This window comes from Embleya australiensis, assembly GCF_051903075.1.
Taxonomy (GTDB): Bacteria; Actinomycetota; Actinomycetes; order Streptomycetales; family Streptomycetaceae; genus Embleya.
Genome location: NZ_CP182423.1, coordinates 2,844,257 through 2,859,942 on the forward strand (window position 1 = coordinate 2,844,257; position 15,686 = coordinate 2,859,942).

Consider the following 15,686-nt stretch of genomic DNA (forward strand, 5'->3'; position numbering starts at 1 on the left):
AGGCCCGGATTCGGCAGTGCCGATGTGGTGTCGGGTGCGGTTCGGATGTGGTTTCGGGGCGGTGGCGGGCCTGCGCGGGTGGGTGTCGACGGGTACGGACGCGGGCTCTCGTTGATGTTGTATTGAAAATGAAAACCATTCCCGATACGGTCACGGCGGATCGATGCTCTGCGAGAGAGCCGTCGCCGCGGTCGGAGAGGGAGTTCGGTGGGTCATCTGTTGGTTGTCGAAAGCTGGGTCGGGGCGATGAGCGGGTTGTTGCCCCGGGCGATCCACGAGGCCGGACACGAGTTCACGTTCCTCACCCGGGATCTGCACCACTACCTGCGCGCGATGCCCGGCGCGGCGTCGCATCCGCTGCTGTCCGCACGCAACATCGTCACGACCGAGACCAACGACGCGGCGGAACTGCCGGCCGCGGTCGAACGGCTGCACGAGGTGTTCGCGTTCGACGGGGTGTTGTCCGCGTGCGACTACTACCTGCCGGCCACCGCGCGGATCGCCGCCCGGCTCGGCCTGCCCGCTCCCGCGCCGGACGCGGTGGAGGCGGCCTGCCGCAAGGATCTGACCCGCCTGCGCCTGGCCGAGGCGGGCGTGCCCGGCCCGCGCTTCGCGCTGTGCGCGGACCGGGCGCGGGCGCGTGCCGCGGCGCGCGAGATCGGCTATCCCGTCGTGGTCAAGCCGGTGGACCTGTGCGCCGGGATGTTGGTGCGTGTCGTCCACGACGAGGTCGAACTGGCCCGCGCACAGCGGGCGATCACGGACCTCACGGTGAACGCGCGCGGACAGCGCCGGGCCCCGGTGGTGCTGATCGAGGAGTACCTCACCGGGCCCGAGGTCAGTGTCGAGACGGTCACCCAGGCGGGGCACACCCATGTCGTCGGCGTCACCGACAAGAGCCTGGGCGCCGAGCCGACGTTCGTCGAGACCGGACACATGTTCCCGGCCGCACTCGATCCGGACCGTACGCGGGCCGCCGCGGACACCGCCGTACGCGCGGTCGAGGCGCTGGGCCTGGACCACGTCGTGGCGCACACCGAGATCCGGCTCACCCCCGACGGGCCGCGCACGATCGAGGTCAACCCCAGGCCGGCGGGCAATCGCATCACCGAACTGGTCCGGCACGTCACCGGCGTCGACCTGGTCGTGGCCTGTGTCGATGTCGCGCTCGGCCGGCGTCCCGACCTCGCGGTGCGGGAGACCGGCGTGCGCAGTGCGGCCATCGGCCTGCTGCTGCCGGACGAACGCGACCTGTCGGCCGACGGGACGGGCACACTCGCCGGCATCGACGGCGCCGACGCGGTACGCGGCGAGCCGGGCGTGGTCGAGCTGACCCTGGCCGAACCGGGGCGGGCGGTACGGGCCGCGACCAGCAACAACGAGTATCTGGGCCACGTGCTGACCGCCTCCCGGGGCGCCGGCGCGCGGGAGTCGGCCGAGCGCATGCTCGGTCGGCTGCGCCCCCGCTACGCGGCCGTGTCGGCGGTGACCGGGTGAGCCGGCCGCGATCCGTGCCCGGGCCCCCGGGCACCCTCGACGATCTGCTCGTCCGGGTCCGCGCCGGGGAGTTCGGGGCCGACCCGAACCAGGAGCGCGTGAGCACCGCCTTCCGCACCGTGCAGGCCGTCCGGCACGCGGAACGCACCACCGGCTACCGCAACGAGGTGCTGAGCGTGCGATTGGGCGCGGCGGTCGGCTCGTGTGCCGCCGAGCCGGGCACGCTGCCCGCCGACACCGTCGACGCATGTGTCGGGGCCCGCGTCGCCGACCTGCTGGCGCATCCACTCGCGCCGGTCCGGATCGCCGCGCTGGATGCCTACCTGATGCGGGCCCGGCCGCACGGCTCCGAGCACGGTGCCCGGGCGTACCCGCTGCCGGCCGGGAGTTCGCTGACCAAGTCACGGGCCCGGGCCCGGGCCGTGGTCGACCTGCTACCCGTGGAGCGGGTACGCACGGTGCTGGTCGTGGGCGTGGTCAACTCGCTGTTGGAGCGGCTGCGTACGCTCGGGATCGGCTGCGTGCCGTGCGACTTCGAGGGCGGGCGCACCGAATGGGGCGAGCCGATCCGCCGCGACGCCGAGGCCGAACTGGACCGCTGCGACGCGATCCTGGCCTCCGGCATGACGCTGGGCAACGACACCTTCGAGCCGCTGCGCGCACACGCCGCGAGCACCGGCAAGCCGCTGGTGATGTTCGCCCAGACCGGCAGCGCGATCCTGCCGCACTTCGTCGGCGCGGGGGTGAGCGCGGTGTGCGCCGAGCCCTATCCGTTCTTCTGGCTGGACGGCGGGCCCGGTGTGGTCTACCAATACGGCGGGCCGAGTGCGGCGTACCGGCTCGCAGACCCGAGTGCCGCGCACGGGCCCGAAAGTACAAGCGCCGCGGACGGGCCCGAAAGTGCGAGCGCGGCGCACCGGCCCGAAGGTGCGAGCGCGGCGCACCGGCCCGAAGGTGCGAGCGCGGCGCACCGATCGGGAGGTGCCGCGTGAATACCGTCCCGCTCCCGCGCGCCGCCGGTTCGACGGGTGGCAATCCCGACCTGCTGGCCCTGCTCGGCCGCACCCCCGTGGTCCGCGTCGGCACCGAACTGCCCTGCCCGCATCCGGGCTTCTGGGCCAAGCTCGAATACCTGAGCGCGGGCGGCATGAAGGCGCGCGCCGCCGTATCGATGTTGCGCGGCGCCCGCCGGCGCGGCGAACTGCGCCCGGGCGCGCTCGTGGTCGAGTCCACCTCGGGCACGCTGGGCATCGGTCTGGCGTTCGCCGGACAGGCGCTCGGTCACCCGGTCCGGCTCGTCGGCGATCGCGAACTCGAACCGTCCATGCGGCAGTTGTTGCGTGCGCACGGAGCCGAATTGGATCTGGTGGAACATCCGGCGGCGGTCGGTGGCTGGCAGGCAGCCCGGATCGACCGGCTGCGTGAGATCCTGCGCGGCACCCCCGGCGCCTATTGGCCGGACCAGTACAACAACCCCGACAACCCGGCGGGCTACGCGTCGATGGCGGCCGAACTCGCCGACCAGCTCGACCACGTGGACGTCCTGGTGTGCAGCGTGGGCACCGGCGGGCACAGCGCCGGGCTGATCGGGCCGCTGCGCCGGCGCTGGCCGGCGCTGACCGTGATCGGCGTCGACTCCGTCGGCTCGACCATTTTCGGCCAGCCCGCCCGACCACGCCTGATGCGCGGGCTCGGCAGCAGCATCCGGCCGCGCAACGTCGCCCACCACGCGTTCGACGAGGTGCACTGGGTCGGCCCGGCCGCCGCCGTCGACGCGTGCCGCCGGCTGGCCCGGGGCAGCTTCGTCAGCGGCGGCTGGAGTACCGGCGCGGTCGCCCTGGTCGCCGCGTGGGCGGCCCGGGTGCACCCCGGCACGACCGTGGCCACCATCTTCCCGGACGGCCCGCACCGGTACCTGGGCACGGTCTACGACGACGCCTTCTGCGCCGCGCACGGCCTGGACGGCGCCCACGTGCCCACCCACCCGGTGGAGATCCTGGACCCCGGGATCGTCGAGGTCGGCGGCTGGGCGCGCTGTCGCACGGTCGCGCGCACGCCGGGCGGCCCGGGGTCGTCGGCGCGGGAATACGCGCCCGCGTCGGCCGCCACGCCCGCGCCCCGCGTCGCGGGCATGCCCGAGGCATCCATAACGGGGTCCGCATGAGGCTCACGTGGCAGACCACCCGGCTCGAACTGGGTGAGCCGTTGCGCATCTCGCGGTCGGTGATGGCCGGGCGGGATGCCGTCTGGGTGTGTGTCGAGCACGAAGGGGTGCGCGGGTGGGGTGAGGCATTGGGCAGCACTCGGCTGGGGCTGTCGGCCGATGACATCGGGGCGGCGCTGGCGCGGGTGGCCCGGCCGTGGCTGGGGCGGTTCGGCGAACCGGAGAGCGCTTCGGGGGAGTTGGCCGGCACCGGACCGGGCGGGCTGCCGCTCGGGGTGCGGGCCGCGCTCGACGCGGCGTTGCTCGACCTGGTGGGCAAGCGCGCCGGGCAGCCCGTACACCGGCTGCTCGGCGCCGAACGGGCGCCCGCGGCGATGACCGCGCGGACCATCGGGCTCGGTGGCATCGAGCACGCGGCCGGTGCGGCGACGCGGTGGGCCGGACTCGGGTTCACCGTGCTCAAGGTGAAGGCCGGTGCGCCCGATCCGGCGCACGATCTGGCGCGGATCTCGGCCGTGCGCGACGCGGTACCGGACGCCCGGCTGCTGCTCGATCCCAACGGCGCGTGGAGCGAGGCGCAGACCATGGAGTTGCTGCCGCGATTCGCCCTTCTCGGGGTGGAGGCGGTGGAACAGCCGATCGCCGCCGGGCGACCCGATGTGCTGGCGCGGATCGCTCGGCACGCACCGATTCCGGTGATCGCCGACGAGGACGCGGTCACCCGCGAGGATGTGCTGCGGCTGGCCGGACGGATTCCCGGGGTCAACCTCAAACTCGCCGAATGTGGCGGTCCGCGTGTGGCGTCGCGGATCGTCGAGGACCTGCGCGGCAGCGGTACCGGGGTCATGTTCGGCTGTCTGACCGGCAGTTCGCTCGGCATCGCGCCCGCCGTACACCTCGTCGACCGGGCCCGCTGGGTCGACCTGGACGGGCATCTGCTGCTCGCCCACGATCCGTGGACCGGCATCGGCGGTATCGACGGCACGGTGCGCGCCGGCGGACACGCGCCCGGGCTGGGTGTGCGGCGCACGATCGGGGCCGACCGATGAGGACACTTCGCGCGGTGGCCGAATTTCCGCTCGCGGTACGGTTGTTGCTGGTCAACCAGCTCGGCGTGAACACCGGCTTCTACCTGCTGATCCCGTATCTGGCCACCCACCTCACCGACGACCTGGGGATGTCCGCCGCCGTCGTCGGCATCGTCCTGGGCGTGCGCAACCTCGCGCAGCAGGGACTGTTCATCCTCGGCGGCTCCGCCGCCGATCGGCTCGGCGCACGCGGCGTGATCATCGCCGGATGTGCGCTGCGCACCGTGGGGTTCGGGTTGTTCGCGCTGGGCGACGGACTACCGGTGCTGCTTGCCGCCGCGCTGCTCAGCGGACTGGCCGGGGCGCTGTTCAACCCCGCGGTGCGCACCTACCTCGCCCGCGAGGCGGGGCCGCGCCGGGCCGAGGCGTTCGCCCTGTTCAACGTCTTCGCCACCACCGGCGCCCTGCTCGGCCCGCTGCTCGGCAGCCTGCTGCTCCTGGTCGACTTCACCGCCGCCGCGCTCACCGCGGCCGTGCTGTTCGCGGCGCTGACGATCGCCCAGGCGCTCGTCCTGCCGGCGCGCCCGGTGCCCGCGCCGGAGCGTTCGGTGGTGGCCGACTGGCGCGAAGTCCTGGGCAACCGCGCCTTCGTGGCGTTCTCGATCGCGATGGCCGGGCTGTACGGCCTGGAGACGCAGCTGTATCTGCTGCTCCCGGACGGCGTTCGGCACGCGACCGGCCAGGAGGCCGCCGTCGGGCTGCTGTTCCTCACCGGGACGGTCGCCAACCTGCTGCTGCAACTGCGGATCACCCGCTTCCTTCAGACGCGCGGCGACCGCGCCCGGTGGATCACGATCGGAACGGCCGTGACGGGGCTGGCCTTTCTACCCCCGATGGTGGTCGCCGGCGGCGCCGGCCCAGACGGGACCGGGGACGCGGTGGTGCGAATGGTGCCGCTGATCGCCGCCGCCCTGCTGCTGCATCTGGGCGTGATGATCGCCCAGCCGTTCGTGCTCGAACTGGTCCCCGCCTTCGGCCCGGACCGATTGACCGGCACCTGCTTCGGGCTGTTCTACGCGGCGTCGGGCATCGCGGCGGCGGCCGGCAACGCCGGGATCGGCTGGGCGATGGACGCGGGCGCGGACGGTGGTCGGGCGTGGTTGCCGTGGGCCTGCTGCGCGCTCCTCGGCCTGGTCTCGGCCTCGGCGGTGGGATGGCTGCGCCGGGGCGGGACGCTGCCGCCGACCGCGCCCGGGACCGGCGCTGTCGAGCCGGCGCGTACTCCCGACCACCCCAGGGCCGAGAGCGAGTCCCGATGAGCACCCGTGCCGGTCGCGTGGCCGCGAGCTTGCCGCGACGAGCACCCGTGCCGGCCGCGCGGCCGAGAGCTTGCCGCAATGAGCACCTGTTACCGCCGCGCGGCCGAGAAACCGCCCCGATGAGCGTCCGCGACCCGTACGAAGCCGAGAGCGAACCGACGTGAGTACCCGCAATTTCCTGACCGATACCCCCGAACTCTACGAACGCCGCTTCCCCGACCCCGGCCGGCTCGCCGCCCGGTGGACCGACGCGACCCTGCGGCGCCACGGCGGCGGGCCGCGCGTGCTGGACGTGGGGTGCGGCACCGGGCGGGACGCGGCCTGGTTGCACGCGCACGCCGCCCGCGAGGTGGTCGGCATCGACACCTCGGCGGCGATGGTGCGCCACGCCCGCACCCGCCACCCCGGGCCGGACTACCGCCTCGCCGACATGCGCGACTTCGACCTCGGGCGCGTCTTCGACGCCGTGATCTGCCTGGACAGCGCGCTGCTGTACTGCCACGAGAACGCCGAACTCGCGGCGTTCCTCGGTCGTTGTCGGGAACACCTCGTGCCCGGCGGGCTGTTCGTGGCCGAACTGCGCAACGGCGCCTATTTCCTGCAGGGCGCCGAGGGTGCCCGGCCCGAAACCGAACCCCGTACCGACACCGTCGTGCGCGCCGGGGTCACCCACACCTCGCGCACCACCCTGTGGGTCGACCACGGCGCCCAACTGCTGCGCCGACGCCGGGAATGGACGTCGGACGACGGAGCGCTGGCCCGGGTGCAGCTCTCCGCGTGGCGACTGCTGTTCCCCCGCGAGCTGGACTACTTCCTCGACGTCGCCGGCTTTGACGTGCTCGACCTGTACGACCGCCCGGGACCGCGTACCGACCCGCCCTGGATCGAGGGCGCCCCGCCCGCCGCGACCGGGCACGGCGACCGCCTGCACGTGGTCGCCCGCCGCCGCTGACCCGGCATCACCTCGCCCACCACCACCGCCGACACGGAGAGAACGACCCATGAGCCGGATCCACCCCCGCATACCCCTCGGCGCATCCCGCGCCGGTACCTCCCGCCGGGCCTTCCTGACCGCCGGGGGCGTCGCCGCGCTGACCCTGGCGGTGGGCTGCGCCGGCGGCACGGCCGAGCCCGGGCCGCGCGCCGGTACGCCGGGCGAGGGAACGCCCAGGCGCGGCGGTCGGTTGCGGGCGGCCTTCCCGGGCGGCGGTGCCAACGAGACGCTGGATCCGCACCTGGCCAATCTGTTCGTCGACGTGGCCCGGGCCAAGGCCCTGTTCGACAAGCTCGCCGACTACGGCGCGGACCTGGCCCCGGTACCCCGGCTCGCCGCCGGGTGGGAGCCGAACGCGACGCTGGACACCTGGCGGGTACGGCTGCGTCCGGCGACCTTCCACGACGGTCGGCCCGTGACCGCCGAGGACGTGCTGTACAGCTTTCGCCGGATCGCCGACCCGGCAAGGGCGTTCCGGGCCAAGGCCGCGCTGGAGTCGATCGACCAGGCCGCGAGTCGGGTGATCGACCCGGCCACGGTGGAGTTCCGGCTCAAGCTGCCCTACGCCGAATTCCCCAACGTACTCGCGGCGTTCGGCGCCTACATCGTGCCGGCCGGTGCGGACTCCTTCGAGCGGCCGGTGGGATCGGGGCCGTTCGTGTTCGGGTCGTTCAAGCCCGGGAGTTCGCTGCTGCTGCGGCGCAACGACGGGTACTGGGACGGCGGTCCGCACCTGGACGAACTGGAGTTCGTGATCGCGGGCGAGGAATCGGCGCGGACCAACGCGCTGCTCGGCGGGCAGGTCGAGTACGCGCACGAGTTGAACCCGGCCACCGCGCGGGTGCACGAGGGCCGGGGCCGGATCAGCGTGTTGCGGTTGCGGAACAGCGCGATGCAGGGCTTTGTGATGAAGACCGATCGGCCGCCGTTCGACGACCGGCGGGTCCGACAGGCGTTCTGCCTGATCGCCGACCGTCGGGAACTCGTCGACGGGGCACTGTCCGGCGCCGGGGAGGTGGGCAACGACCTGTTCGGCAAGGGATATCGCTACTACGCGACGAGCCTGCCGCAGCGCACCCAGGACCTTGCCCGAGCCCGCGCGCTGCTGCGCGAGGCCGGCGCCGAGGGCCTGACCGTCACGCTGGACACCGCGCCCGCCGCCACCGGATTCGTCGAGGCCGCCGGGATATTCAAGGAACAGGCGGCAAAGGCCGGGGTCACCGTCCAGGTGCGGATCGGCAACAAGGACACCTACTGGAAGGACATCCTCACCTCCGGCACGTTCGCGTCCTACCGCTCGGGGGCGATGCCGATCGAATCACACGTCTCCCAGCGGCTGTTGACCGGATCCACCACCAACGCCACACACTGGCGGGACCGGGACTTCGACGAGCTGTACCGGCAGATCCAGTCCACCCCCGACGAGGCGTCGCGCACCGCGTTGTACGAGCGTATGCAGCGCCGACTCCACGACGAGGGCGGGTTCCTGATCTGGGGTTTCGCGGACTGGATCGTGGCCACCGCGAACCGGGTGCGCGGCGTGGCGACGAACGCGCCCGCCAATACGCTGGACTGGGCCCGGTTCGACAAGGTCTGGCTCGGGTGAGCGCGGATCGTGGCCGCCCGGCACGCCGCCTGCTGCTTGGCCCGGTCCAGATCGCGGCCGTGGTGGTGTTGATCTTCGCGTTGACCGAGGCGCTGCCGGGGGACGCGGCGGTGGCCCTGGCGGGCGACCAGCCCGACCCGGAGCGGATCGCGCGGATCCGGGAGTCGATGAGCCTGGATCGTTCGGTCGGCGGACGGTTGGCCGCCTGGATCGAGCGTCTGGCGCACGGCGACCTGGGCACCTCGCTGGTCTCGGGCCGGCCGGTCGCCGACCTGCTCGCCGACGGGTTCGGCCCGACCCTGGTATTGGCCGGGGTCACGGTCGTCCTTCTCGTGCCGCTGTCGGTGGGTCTGGGGGTGCTTGCCGCGCGGCGCGAGGGCGGCCCGGTGGATCGGCTGATCAGCGCGCTGACGTCGGCGGTGCACGCGGTTCCGGAGTTCGCCCTCGGGGTGTTGCTGGTCACGCTGTTCGCGCTGGAACTGCGGTGGTTGCCGCCGACGGCGGTGGGTACCGACGGTGATCTGCTCGGCCGTCCGGCCGTGTTGGTGCTGCCGGTGGTGGTGCTGCTGTCCCGGCCGGTGTGCACGATCGCCCGGCTGGTGCGTGCGGGCATGATCGACGCGATGGCATCGCCGTACGTGGCGCACGCGCGGCGGCAGGGCCTGTCCGGTGCCCGGGTGTGCTGGATGCATGCGCTGCCCAACGCCCTTGCCCCCGCGAGCCAGCAACTCGCCCGCACCTGCGACTGGTTGCTGGGCGGCGTGATCGTGGTGGAGGCGCTGTTCGTGATCCCCGGGCTCGGCACCGTGCTGGTGGACGCGGTCGCGGCGCGCGACATCCCGGTGATCCAGGGGCTGGCGCTGGTGTTCGGTGTGGTGACCGTTTCGGTCAACCTTGTCGCCGACCTCGTGACGCTGCGGCTGGCGCCGCGCGTGGAGGTGGCGGCCTAGTGAACCCGCCTTTGGGACGACCGAGTTGGGGCGGCGACGGTGGCCGACGGTATGCGGTGGCGCTCGCGTTGATCGGGCTGCCGCTGGTGATCGCGTTGATCGGGCCGTGGTTCGCGGGGCCGGTGCAGCCGCGCGCGGTGTCGTTCAGCGCCGGGGGAGGGCATTGGCTGGGCACCGACTTCGCCGGGCGCGATGTGTGGCGGCAGGTGTTGCTCGGCGGGCGATCGGTGGTGTTGGTGGCGGTGGCCGCGACGGTCCTGGCCTATCTGGTGGCGGTGCCGCTCGGGCTGGCCGCCGCGGCGGCGCGGCGCGGGTGGGTGGCCGAGGTGCTGATGCGGCCGCTGGACGTGCTGATCGCGGTACCGTCCCTGCTCGTCGTGCTGCTCGTGGCCGCGCTGTTTCGGCCGGGGCCGGCCGAACTGGTGCCGGTGATCGCCCTGGTGGCGATGCCGGACGCCGCGCGGGTGGTGGCCGCGGCGGGCACCGAGGTGGCGGCGCGGCCCGCCGTCGAGGCGCTGCGGATGCAGGGCGAGTCCTGGTGGCGGATCACCGTCGGCTACCCGCTGCGGTCGATCCGGCGCACGCTGGCCGCCGACGCGGGGACCCGGCTCGCCAGTGCGCTGTACCTGGTGGCGACCGCCGCGTTCCTGGGCGTGGGTGTGGCCCCGGATGCCGCCGACTGGGCGGTGATGGTGGACCGCAACCGGCCCGGCCTGTTCCTGCAACCGTGGGCCGTGGTGGTGCCGGCGGCGCTGATCGTGGCGCTGTCGATGGGTACGAACCTGGCGTTCGACACCGCGTTGCGGACGCCGACGGCCGGGCGGGGGAGGGACGATGAGCGGCGCTGAACCCGTGGCGTTCGTAAGCGGGTTGCGGGTCGTGGTGGGTGGTCGGGCGATCGTGGACGGGGTGGATCTGACGCTACGTGCCGGGCGGATCACCGCACTGGTGGGGCCGTCGGGCAGCGGCAAGACCACCACCGCACTGGCCCTGCTCGACGAATTCCCGCCCGGCGCACGGGTGACGGGCGAGGTACGCGTCGTGGGTGGGGGAGCGGTCGGGTACGTCCCGCAACATCCCGGCGCGGTGCTCAACCCGGTGCGTCGGGTCGGCGTGTTGTTGCGGGACATCGCGCGGGCGCGCGTGGGCGGCCGGGGGGTGCACCGGGCAGCGGTGGTCGAGGCGTTGCGGGCGGCGCGGATCGAGCACCCCGAGGAGGTCGTGCGGCGTTTCCCGCATCAGCTCTCCGGAGGGCAGCAGCAACGCGTCGTGGTGGCCCAGGCGTTGTTGCTCGGTGCGCGGGTCGTGGTCGCCGACGAGCCGACGACGGGACAGGACGCGCTGACCAAGCAGGGCGTCGTGGAGCGGCTGGCGGCCCTGGCCGGGGAAGGGATCGCGGTGTTGTTGCTCAGCCACGACCTCGATGTGGTGCGCCGACTCGCGGACGAGGTGGTGCTGTTGGCCCACGGGCGGCCGGTCGGGTTCGGGCCGACGGCACGGGTGCTGCCGGCGCCGGAGCGGGTGGAGGTTCCGCCCCCGAGGCCGGGTGCAGACGCAGGCCCCGACCCCAGGACCGCCGTTCGGCTGGAAGTGGGGGACCTCACGGCCGGATACCCGGCGGACGTGCGGCGCCGGGTGACCGTCCTGGACCGGGTGAGCCTGTCCGTGGCACCCGGCGAATGCGTTGCCCTGGTGGGCCGTTCGGGCAGCGGCAAAACGACGCTGGGACGCTGCCTCGCCGGTCTGCACAGTGGATACCGGGGGCGGATCCGGTTCGACGGCACGACGTTGCCCCGCTCGCTGCGCGGTCGTACTACTGACCAACTGTCCGCCGTGCAATACGTGTTCCAGGACGCGCGGGCCTCGTTCGACGAGGGCCGGCCGGTCGTGGACCAGGTGGCCCGGACCGCCGTACGGCTGCGCGGCGTGCACCCGGACGCGGCTCGGACGGAGGCGCTCGATACGTTGGCCGAACTCGGCCTGGCCGCGTCCGTGGCGGAGCGGCGACCGGGCGCGCTGTCCGGGGGCGAGTTGCAGCGTGCCGCGTTGGCCCGAGCCCTGCTCGCCCGGCCCGGCGTGCTGGTCTGCGACGAGATCACCTCGGGCCTGGACGGCGCGGCCCGGACGGAGTTGCTGGACCTGCTCGCTCGTTCCCGGGAACGTACCGGCCTGTCCCTGGTGTTCATCACCCACGACCTGGCGGCGGCTGCCCGGCTCGCGGACCGGATCGCGGTCCTGGACGCGGGCCGGCTGGTGGAAGAGGGTCCGGCCGGACGGATCCTGACCGACCCTCGACACACGTTCACCCGCCGGCTGGTCCGCGCGGCCCGCGGTGCCGGGTCACCGGGCCGGGGAGACGACCTCGGCGACCCGGCCGCCGATACGGACCTTCCCGACCCGCTGCGGATCGGCCGGGGGTGAACGACGGCGACCGCGTCGCACCGTCCCGAGCCGGGCGGGTGGGCGACGCGGCCCGATCGGAGGTTGACGGACGTGGTCCGGCGGGTACCGGCGCGTCGGTGGTGGCCCGATGTGGGTTGCCCACGATGGCGAGTGACGACGGGTACGGGGGCGTCGTTCTTCTCTGGAGGTTCCGTCATGCCCGAGGTAACCAGTCCCTATAAGCCCGGCACACCCTGTTGGGTCGACCTGATGGTGCCCGACCAGCAGGCCGCGCTCGACTTCTACCGCGACCTATTCGGCTGGCAGGGCGAGGTGGGCCCGCCGGAGACCGGTGGATACGCGGTCTGCACGCTCAACGGCAAGGCCGTCGCGGGCATCATGAAGGCGATGTCCCCCGACGGCGGACCGACCCCGCCGACGGCGTGGACCACCTACCTGGCCACCGCCGACGTGGACGCTTCCCAGGAGAAGGTCACCAAGGCCGGCGGCAAGGTGATGATGCCGGCGATGGACGTGATGACCCTGGGCCGGATGTGTGTCGCCGCCGATCCCACCGGCGCGGTGTTCGGTCTGTGGCAGGCGCGGGACTTCGGTGGGGCGCAGGTGGTCAACGAGCCCGGTTCGGTGATCTGGAGCGAGCTGAACACCAGCGATACGGGCGCCGCGGCGAAGTTCGGCAAGGCCGCGCTCGGTCTGGAGGCCGAGCCGATGGAGGGGGCCGAGGGCTACTTCTCGCTGAGTGCGGATGGACGTGTGGTCGGCGGGATGCAGGGGCTCGACCAGCTGCCGCAGGGTACGCCGTCGCACTGGCTGACCTACTTCTCCGTCGACGACACCGACAGCGTCGTCGACGCGCTGGTCCGGGCCGGCGGCAACGTGCTCAAGCCGCCGTTCGACATGATGGCCGGCCGGATGGCCGTGGTCACGGACCCGCAGGGCGGCGCGTTCGCGGTGATCAACGCGACCGCTCCGGCACCGAACTGACCAGACGGTCCGCCCGGCACCCCACGCGGGTGTCGGGCGGGCCTTGCGGTCGTATCGCCGGGCGGAGCGGCGCGGTGTCGCGGCCGGACGGGCGACCACCGGCGCGCGTCGCCCGCCGCCGCCGGGCCGCCGACACGACCGTGGTTCGGGCCGGTCCGTACCGCTTCGCCGTCGGCCTGCGCAGCGACCCGTTCTTCGCGGACCTGGACGGCATCGTCAAGGATTTCCGCCCAGGGCTGGGACACCTATTACGAGGCGTGGATCGCCGCGCTCGGCCGCTTCGGCCACTACGAGCGGGCCGACGCGGAACGCACGCTGCGCACGGTCCTGCCGGACGTACTGCGAATCGGCCGCTCGCACACGCGGAAGGTCCGCCCCTCGTGAGGGGCGGACCATTCGTGCTTTCGTGTCGGGACTACGCGGTCGGGTGGGTGTCGTCGGCCAGGGCCTTGAAGCCGCGCAGCCGCAGGCTGTTGCTGATCACGAAGACCGAGCTGAAGGCCATCGCCGCACCGGCGAGCATCGGGTTCAGCAGGCCGGAGGCGGCCAGCGGGAGGGCGGCGACGTTGTAGGCGAAGGCCCAGAACAGGTTGGACTTGATCGTGCCCAGGGTCTTGCGGGCGAGGCGGATGGCGTCGGCGGCGGCGCGCAGGTCGCCGCGCACCAGGGTGAGGTCGGATGCCTCGATGGCGACATCGGTGCCGGTGCCCATGGCCAGGCCGAGGTCGGCCTTGGCCAGCGCGGCGGCGTCGTTGACGCCGTCGCCGACCATGGCCACGATCCGGCCCTCCTCCTGGAGACGGGTGACCACGTCGACCTTGTCCTTGGGCATCACCTCGGCGAACACGTGCTCCGGGTCGATGCCGACCTGCCCGGCGACGGTGTGCGCGACCGTGGTGTTGTCGCCGGTGAGCAGGATCGGGGTCAGGCCCAGCTCGCGGAAGCGGCGGATGGCCTCGGCGGAGGTGGGCTTGATCGCGTCGGCGACGACCAGCACCGCGCGGGCCTTGCCGTCCCACGCCACCGCGACGGCGGTACGGCCCAGCGCCTCGGCGTCGGCCATGGCCCGCTCCAGCTCCGCCGGGAGGTCGAGCGCCCACTCGGTCAGCAGCCGGGTGCGGCCGACCAGGACGGCGTGGCCCTCGACGATGCCCTGCACGCCGAGCCCCTCGACGTTGGCGAAGTCCTCCGGATCCGGCAGGTCGCCGACCCGCTCGGTCGCGCCCTTGGCGACGGCCTGGGCGATGGGGTGCTCGGAGGCGTTCTCCAGGGCACCGGCCAGGCGCAGCACCTCGGCCTCGGTCTCGTCGGCGGCGAGGTGCACGTCCAGGAGGGTCATCCGGCCGGTGGTGACGGTGCCGGTCTTGTCGAGCACGACGGTGTCGACGCGACGGGTGGACTCAAGGACCTCGGGGCCCTTGATCAGGATGCCCAGCTGGGCGCCGCGCCCGGTGCCGACCATCAGCGCGGTCGGGGTGGCCAGGCCCAGGGCGCACGGGCAGGCGATGATCAGCACGGCGACGGCGGCGGTGAACGCGCCGGCGATGCCCTGGCCGGTGCCCCACCAGAAGCCGAGGGTGGCGGCGGCGAGGGCGATCACGATCGGGACGAAGATGCCGGAGACCTTGTCGGCCAGGCGCTGGACCTGGGCCTTGCCGTTCTGCGCGTCCTCGACCAGCCGGGCCATCTGGGCGAGCTGGGTGTCGGCGCCGATTCGGGTGGCCCGGACCACGAGCCGGCCGCCGGCGTTGACGGTGGCGCCGGTGACGGTGTCGCCGGGAGCGACCTCGACGGGGACCGACTCGCCGGTGAGCATCGAGGCGTCGACCGCCGAGGTGCCCTGCTCGATCACGCCGTCGGTGGCGATCTTCTCGCCGGGACGGACCACGAACAGGTCGCCGACGACGAGCTGTTCGACCGGGATGCGCTCCTCGCGCCCGTCCCGCAGCACCGCCACGTCGCGGGCGCCGAGTTCGAGCAGGGCCTTGAGCGCCGCGCCGGAGCGGCGCTTGGCGCGGGCCTCGAAGTAGCGACCGGCCAGGATGAAGGTGGTCACCCCGGCGGCGGCCTCCAGGTAGATGTTTCCGGCCCCGTCGCTGCGTTCGATGGCGAAGGAGAACGCGTGGGTCATGCCGGGTTCGCCGGCGCTGCCCCAGAACAATGCGTAGACCGACCACGCGAGCGCGGCCAGTGTGCCCATCGACACGAGTGTGTCCATGGTCGAGGTGCCGTGCCGCAGGTTGGTCCAGGCGGCCTTGTGGAACGGCCACGCGCCGTAGGCCACGACCGGCCAGGCCAGCGCGAGGGACAACCACTGCCAGTTGGTGAACTGGAACGCCGGGACCATCGCCATCGCGATCACCGGCACGGTCAGTACGGCGGAGATCAGCAGCCGGTCGCGCAGGGCGCGGACCCGACCACCCTCGGGGTCGGCCTCCGGCGCGGCCTCGCCGCCGCCGGCGGTGACGGGAGGGGCGGGAAGTTCGGCCGTGTATCCGGCCGCCTCGACCTGGGCGATCAGGTCGGCCGGCGCGATCTCGCCGGCGTAGCTGACCTTCGCCTTCTCGGTGGCGTAGTTGACCGTCGCGGTCACGCCGTCGAGCTTGTTCAGCCGCTTCTCGATGCGCATCGCGCACGAAGCGCAGGTCATGCCGCCGATCGACAGTTCGATCTGCCCGCTGTCCTGTGGCGTCGAGGTTTCGGTGGTCGAACCCATCGCCTGCTCCTGTTCGGATCGGTGG

At 73.1% G+C, this 15,686-nt stretch carries 12 protein-coding genes; 11 read left to right on the plus strand and 1 reads right to left on the minus strand.

Going from position 1 to position 15,686, the window contains the following annotated elements:
• The first annotated feature begins 207 nt into the window (after window positions 1–207).
• The 11 genes from ACMXN5_RS42560 to ACMXN5_RS42610 all read left to right on the plus strand — a co-directional run bounded on the left by ACMXN5_RS42560 (window position 208) and on the right by ACMXN5_RS42610 (window position 12,945).
• Complete coding sequence (locus tag ACMXN5_RS42560) at window positions 208–1,497, plus strand: ATP-grasp domain-containing protein (protein WP_439680230.1); 1,290 nt, start codon at window positions 208–210, stop codon at window positions 1,495–1,497.
• The gene (locus ACMXN5_RS42565) at window positions 1,494–2,489 is read left to right on the plus strand and encodes a Rossmann-like domain-containing protein (RefSeq protein WP_439680231.1); all 996 of its coding nucleotides are present in this window, start codon (window positions 1,494–1,496) and stop codon (window positions 2,487–2,489) included. The genes ACMXN5_RS42560 and ACMXN5_RS42565 overlap by 4 nt, the downstream gene beginning before the upstream one ends.
• Window positions 2,486–3,661: a PLP-dependent cysteine synthase family protein gene (locus tag ACMXN5_RS42570; RefSeq protein WP_439680232.1), complete on the plus strand. Its 1,176-nt coding sequence runs from the start codon at window positions 2,486–2,488 to the stop codon at window positions 3,659–3,661. The genes ACMXN5_RS42565 and ACMXN5_RS42570 overlap by 4 nt, the downstream gene beginning before the upstream one ends.
• Window positions 3,658–4,710: an enolase C-terminal domain-like protein gene (locus tag ACMXN5_RS42575; protein ID WP_439680233.1), complete on the plus strand. Its 1,053-nt coding sequence runs from the start codon at window positions 3,658–3,660 to the stop codon at window positions 4,708–4,710. The genes ACMXN5_RS42570 and ACMXN5_RS42575 overlap by 4 nt, the downstream gene beginning before the upstream one ends.
• Complete coding sequence (locus tag ACMXN5_RS42580; RefSeq protein WP_439680234.1) at window positions 4,707–6,008, plus strand: MFS transporter; 1,302 nt, start codon at window positions 4,707–4,709, stop codon at window positions 6,006–6,008. Before ACMXN5_RS42575 ends, ACMXN5_RS42580 begins: the two co-directional genes overlap by 4 nt.
• A gap of 160 nt (window positions 6,009–6,168) precedes the next feature.
• Window positions 6,169–6,960 carry a class I SAM-dependent methyltransferase gene (locus tag ACMXN5_RS42585; RefSeq protein WP_439680235.1) on the plus strand — a complete coding sequence of 264 codons (792 nt, stop codon included), beginning with the start codon at window positions 6,169–6,171 and terminating at the stop codon, window positions 6,958–6,960.
• A gap of 49 nt (window positions 6,961–7,009) precedes the next feature.
• Window positions 7,010–8,608 carry an ABC transporter substrate-binding protein gene (locus ACMXN5_RS42590; protein WP_439680236.1) on the plus strand — a complete coding sequence of 533 codons (1,599 nt, stop codon included), beginning with the start codon at window positions 7,010–7,012 and terminating at the stop codon, window positions 8,606–8,608.
• Window positions 8,605–9,558 (plus strand): ABC transporter permease, encoded by a 954-nt coding sequence (locus ACMXN5_RS42595; protein ID WP_439680237.1) that lies wholly within the window; start codon window positions 8,605–8,607, stop codon window positions 9,556–9,558. The genes ACMXN5_RS42590 and ACMXN5_RS42595 overlap by 4 nt, the downstream gene beginning before the upstream one ends.
• Window positions 9,559–9,614: 56 nt before the next feature.
• A complete protein-coding gene (locus tag ACMXN5_RS42600; RefSeq protein WP_439680238.1) occupies window positions 9,615–10,406 on the plus strand; it encodes an ABC transporter permease in 792 nt (263 codons plus the stop codon).
• Window positions 10,393–11,979: an ABC transporter ATP-binding protein gene (locus ACMXN5_RS42605; RefSeq protein ID WP_439680239.1), complete on the plus strand. Its 1,587-nt coding sequence runs from the start codon at window positions 10,393–10,395 to the stop codon at window positions 11,977–11,979. Before ACMXN5_RS42600 ends, ACMXN5_RS42605 begins: the two co-directional genes overlap by 14 nt.
• A gap of 177 nt (window positions 11,980–12,156) precedes the next feature.
• Window positions 12,157–12,945: a VOC family protein gene (locus ACMXN5_RS42610; protein WP_439680240.1), complete on the plus strand. Its 789-nt coding sequence runs from the start codon at window positions 12,157–12,159 to the stop codon at window positions 12,943–12,945.
• A gap of 415 nt (window positions 12,946–13,360) precedes the next feature.
• Here ACMXN5_RS42610 and ACMXN5_RS42615 read toward each other — a convergent pair whose 3' ends face one another.
• Window positions 13,361–15,661 carry a heavy metal translocating P-type ATPase gene (locus tag ACMXN5_RS42615; protein WP_439680241.1) on the minus strand — a complete coding sequence of 767 codons (2,301 nt, stop codon included), beginning with the start codon at window positions 15,659–15,661 and terminating at the stop codon, window positions 13,361–13,363.
• Between the last annotated feature and the right edge of the window lie 25 nt (window positions 15,662–15,686).